A 4,144-nucleotide genomic window follows, 5' to 3' on the forward strand; every position below is an offset into this window, starting at 1 on the left:
ATCCTACCTTCCGTAGCCACACTTACATCAACCTACGGTTGATGTAAGACTCTGGACAATTTGACGTGGGTTGTAGGGAAGCGATCGCCTCATGCCCTAACGCTCGAAGACACGCAGCAGTTATGATGACCGCGCTGTATACGGCTTTACAATTAGGTCTAAACTTTTTGAGGATAGAGATGCCGTTGGTGGTTCGAGGTAGATCTCGGTGAAGATCTAGGCTGTTCCGGTGAATCACACACAAAATAGTTAGGCACTTAACTATTTTGTGTAAAACTAGATACAAATTTAACAGTTGATGTTCTCTACAATGACATCATTAACTCTGTGATTTTCTAAGAAAGTACAGTCACCTACTATACCTTGAACCGTTAAATGTCTCAGATGTAGGCGGTGCTTGCGATAGCTGGGTGCAAGTAAGTTTTGTCAATAGCGACATTGGAGGAGTGCTGCCCTCACATTCGTTGCTTGTACATGCAAGAAACATGAACTGGAGCTTAACATGTCTTACCACGGCGATATTTCTTCCAGCGATGATGCAGTTGGTGTTGCAGTTGTCAATTACAAAATGCCACGGCTGCATACTAAAGATGAGATCCTTGCAAACTGCAAGAATATTGCATCCATGATTGATGGGATGAAGTTGGGGTTGCCCGGTATGGATCTGGTGATCTTTCCAGAATACTCCACCCACGGCATCATGTATGACCCGAAGGAAATGATGGAGAATGCAGCATCCATTCCTGGGCCAGAAACAGATATTTTCGCAGAAGCCTGTATTCGCAATAAAGTGTGGGGCGTCTTTTCTCTAACAGGTGAGCGTCATGAAGATCATCCTAACAAGGTACCCTACAACACCTTGATCTTAATGAATGATCAAGGCGAGATTGTTCAAAAGTACCGCAAGATCATGCCTTGGACGCCCATTGAAGGTTGGTATCCAGGTAATTGCACCTATGTTTCGGATGGGCCGAAGGGTCTGAAAATTAGCTTGATCATTTGTGATGACGGCAATTATCCGGAGATCTGGCGCGACTGTACCATGAAGGGTGCAGAACTGATTATCCGTTGCCAAGGCTATATGTATCCGGCTAAGGATCAGCAGGTGATGGTATCCAAGGCCATGGCCTGGATGAATAATGTCTACGTTGCTGTTGCCAATGCCGCGGGTTTCGACGGCGTCTATAGCTACTTTGGCCATTCTGCTGTCGTTGGTTTTGATGGGCGCACCTTAGGTGAATGTGGAGAGGAAGAAAACGGCATTCAGTACGCGGCGTTGTCGAAGTTTGCCATCCGCGACTTCCGTAAGAACTCTCAGTCGCAGAACCATCTCTTCAAGCTGCTGCACCGTGGCTACACTGGTATGCTCAACTCCGGAGATGGTAGCGAGGGCATGGCAGAATGTCCCTACCAGTTCTACCGCGACTGGGTTCTTGATCCGAAGAAGGTGAAAGAAAATGTAGAGGCACTGACCCGCCCAACCGTGGGTACTGAGGAATGTCCTATTGAAGGACTACCAACCAAGACCGTGCCAGCTCCTACTCAAAAGGCTCAATCATCCCCCGTATCAGTTTCCACCAACGGCTAGTTTAGGCAACAGAATCCTGACGATCCAACACGTTACCTTATACCGTAGTCAACCATTTTGGCTACGGTTTCTTATTTTCAGATTAAATCATGATATTGCTATAGTCCTATCAAGTCTAGTTGAAGGTTCATCGTTGAGGCATCCTGCGCTCAGTCCCCCGCTTCGCCGTCCCTTGGGCAAGGGGGCTACCAACATCTGGATGCTGCCGCTGTCCTAAATGCATCGTGTGTCTAACCGGATTTAGTATGAGATGACGCCAAAGCCCCAAATCCCTGTCCCAAAGAAAAAAAGCTAAGATCAGTAGATATTCTAAAACTAAAAAGGGCTAGAGTAACGTTCACCCTATCTCCATCATGTCCCCTATATCTGGCAAAACCGATCTCGCGACCCTGCTCACCTCCATGACACCAGTCAAACAGGAGGGAGAGTATGTCTTTTGTACCGTTCAAGCATCGATGGCCCAATGTATCGCCTTCGATCCCATCGGGCTGTTTCAGGAAGCCGAGGGACTAACTCTCATTCTGCCCCGCCCTAGCGCCGATGCCCATCACCTGCCCTATGGCACCATTTTCTCAATGATTACGCTCTCCGTTCACTCTAGCCTCGACGCCGTAGGGTTTCTGGCAACTATCACCCAAGCCCTGGCCCGTGAAGGCATCAGCGTGAATCCGGTGTCTGCCTACTACCACGATCATCTATTTGTACCGGTTGTCCAAGCGGATACGGTGTTGAACTGCCTTCACACCTTGGCTCAGTCCGGTCAGTAGGAATCGCCTTTTAGATACGTCACCGTTGGCATTTCAGTTCAGCCATTCCTGGATCAATGGCAAGCTGGAGAACCGATCTAGGGAGGCCACGAAGGAGCGCGGGGAAGAGTCGCATAGGTGGCATGGGTCTACCGCACTGCATAGGTGATAATGGCGGTGGACTATGTTGCCCCGTAAACAACGTCATGCCTGTTTTAGGATTCTGCTTCCCATGAAACCTCATCTCTGGTTCTTCCTAATGGCTTCAACTCTGCTGACCCTGGTTATCCCCGACGCCATGGTGCTGCTCCCGGAACGCGCGATCGCTCAAGAAGCCCTATCTTCGGACACCGCCCACCTCGATGAAGCGAATCGCCTTCTTGAACAAGGTATTCAACAGTATTATGTCAGCCAGTAAGGAATGGCGCTAGGCAGTTTGGGCGTTGCTTACAGTCGTCGCGGTCAATACGAACGCGCCATTGATTTCTATGGACAATGTCTAGCCGGCATTGCTGGATAGCAGGATGAACTGCCCTCATCCCCAACCCTTCTTGCTAGGGAGAGGGAGCTAAAATTCTTGGCGTTGCTGAATAGCAGTATGATTCCGCAACATATTGCATGGAGGTTCAGAGGCTGTAACTAGAGGTTCATCTCCCAGTTCAGCAACACCGTCTAGCCATTGCCTAGGAGATTGGCGATCGGTCTGGGGAAGGTTTGTGCCTCAGCGCTATCGGAAATCTACTGGCTCAATAAGAACAGCCCGAACTCGCCATTGTCTTCTACAAAACCTCAGTCTGCTTAACCCGAACTGAGGTTAAGATAAGTCATAGCTGGATTAGTTAACCTCCCCCAAACCAGCGCAGGAAAAGGTCAGGCGATCGCCACAACCCATAACCCAGCAGACCAAACATCGTTGTAATCAGCCCGGTCGCTACGTAACCCAGAACCATGATCACACCATCCGCTTCCAGCATCGCCACCACAAAGATCAGAATGCCGACGGTGGGTATGGGATTGGTCATAGGTATTGGGCACATCAGCAAAAGGGTCAACCAACTGATGCAAGCCCCATTGATGTGCCACGCTGGAGCGCTATGGGCCAACTGGCTAAAACGAGGCCGCACAAACCGTTCGCTTAGGCGAGTCACCCGCCTGAGGTTGCTCAGCACCTGCCGCGCCAGTAGTGAGGGAAACTGAAACTGAGCCATGCGGCGGGGCAGCCAAGGTGATTTTCGCCCCACCGCCATTTGTATCGACAGCAGCAGGCAGGCTGACCCCAAAATGGTCGTGAACCCCGGCGGCATAGGGAAGAGAAACGGTAGCACCAGTAAGCCAATCACTAAGCAAAAGCTCCGCTCGGCGGTGTCACTGAGCACGTGGGCTAGGGTCAGCGGCTGGTCGGCCAGCCTTTCTAGCAGGGATTGGATATCTTGGGAAAACCGAGACGGGGGCGCATTAGAGTCCATACACTGCAATGATTAGAGGGGGAGTGATCAGGGCCATGAGGATGTTTAGAGGCGTACCAACCCGCAGAAAATCGACAAATCGGTAGCCGCCGGGGCCATAGACCATGGTATTGGTCTGGTAGCCAATGGGCGTCATAAAGCTATTCGATGCCGCAAACATCACGGTGAACATAAATGCATAGGGATTGAAGATGAGCGACTCGGCCACCTTAGCAGCGATGGGCAGGAGCAAGACCACGCAGGCATTGTTGGATAAAATTTCGGTCACTAGAGAAGTCAGCACAAAAAAGAGCGTCAGCAGGGCATAGCCAGACCAGGCACTGCCTAGGTTGACGAGCTGATCC

At 50.5% G+C, this 4,144-nt stretch carries 6 protein-coding genes; 4 read left to right on the forward strand and 2 right to left on the reverse strand.

All coding sequences use genetic code 11. From position 1 onward, the window contains the following. Nucleotides 1-502: 502 nt before the first annotated feature. The 4 genes from V6D20_15300 (at nt 503) to V6D20_15315 (ending at nt 2,854) form a co-directional block, all read left to right on the forward strand. Nucleotides 503-1,588 (forward strand): aliphatic amidase, encoded by a 1,086-nt coding sequence (locus V6D20_15300; GenBank protein HEY9817146.1) that lies wholly within the window; start codon nt 503-505, stop codon nt 1,586-1,588. A 353-nt stretch (nt 1,589-1,941) separates the two neighbouring features. Next, nucleotides 1,942-2,355, forward strand: a complete 414-nt coding sequence (locus tag V6D20_15305) for an ACT domain-containing protein (protein HEY9817147.1) — start codon at nt 1,942-1,944, stop codon at nt 2,353-2,355. A gap of 211 nt (nt 2,356-2,566) precedes the next feature. Further along, entirely contained in the window at nt 2,567-2,752 is a 186-nt protein-coding gene (locus tag V6D20_15310; GenBank protein ID HEY9817148.1) for a hypothetical protein, read from the forward strand. Nucleotides 2,753-2,755: 3 nt separating this feature from the next. Then, nucleotides 2,756-2,854: a tetratricopeptide repeat protein gene (locus V6D20_15315; GenBank protein HEY9817149.1), complete on the forward strand. Its 99-nt coding sequence runs from the start codon at nt 2,756-2,758 to the stop codon at nt 2,852-2,854. A 319-nt stretch (nt 2,855-3,173) separates the two neighbouring features. On the opposite strand, the gene V6D20_15320 is transcribed toward V6D20_15315, so the two are convergent. Next, the gene (locus tag V6D20_15320) at nt 3,174-3,800 is read right to left on the reverse strand and encodes an exopolysaccharide biosynthesis protein (GenBank protein HEY9817150.1); all 627 of its coding nucleotides are present in this window, start codon (nt 3,798-3,800) and stop codon (nt 3,174-3,176) included. Next, nucleotides 3,790-4,144 (reverse strand): SLC13 family permease (locus V6D20_15325; protein HEY9817151.1); only part of this gene is annotated, 355 nt, incomplete at its 5' end. The genes V6D20_15325 and V6D20_15320, both read right to left, overlap by 11 nt.

It is taken from the genome of Candidatus Obscuribacterales bacterium, assembly GCA_036703605.1.
Classification (GTDB): domain Bacteria; phylum Cyanobacteriota; class Cyanobacteriia; order RECH01; family RECH01; genus RECH01.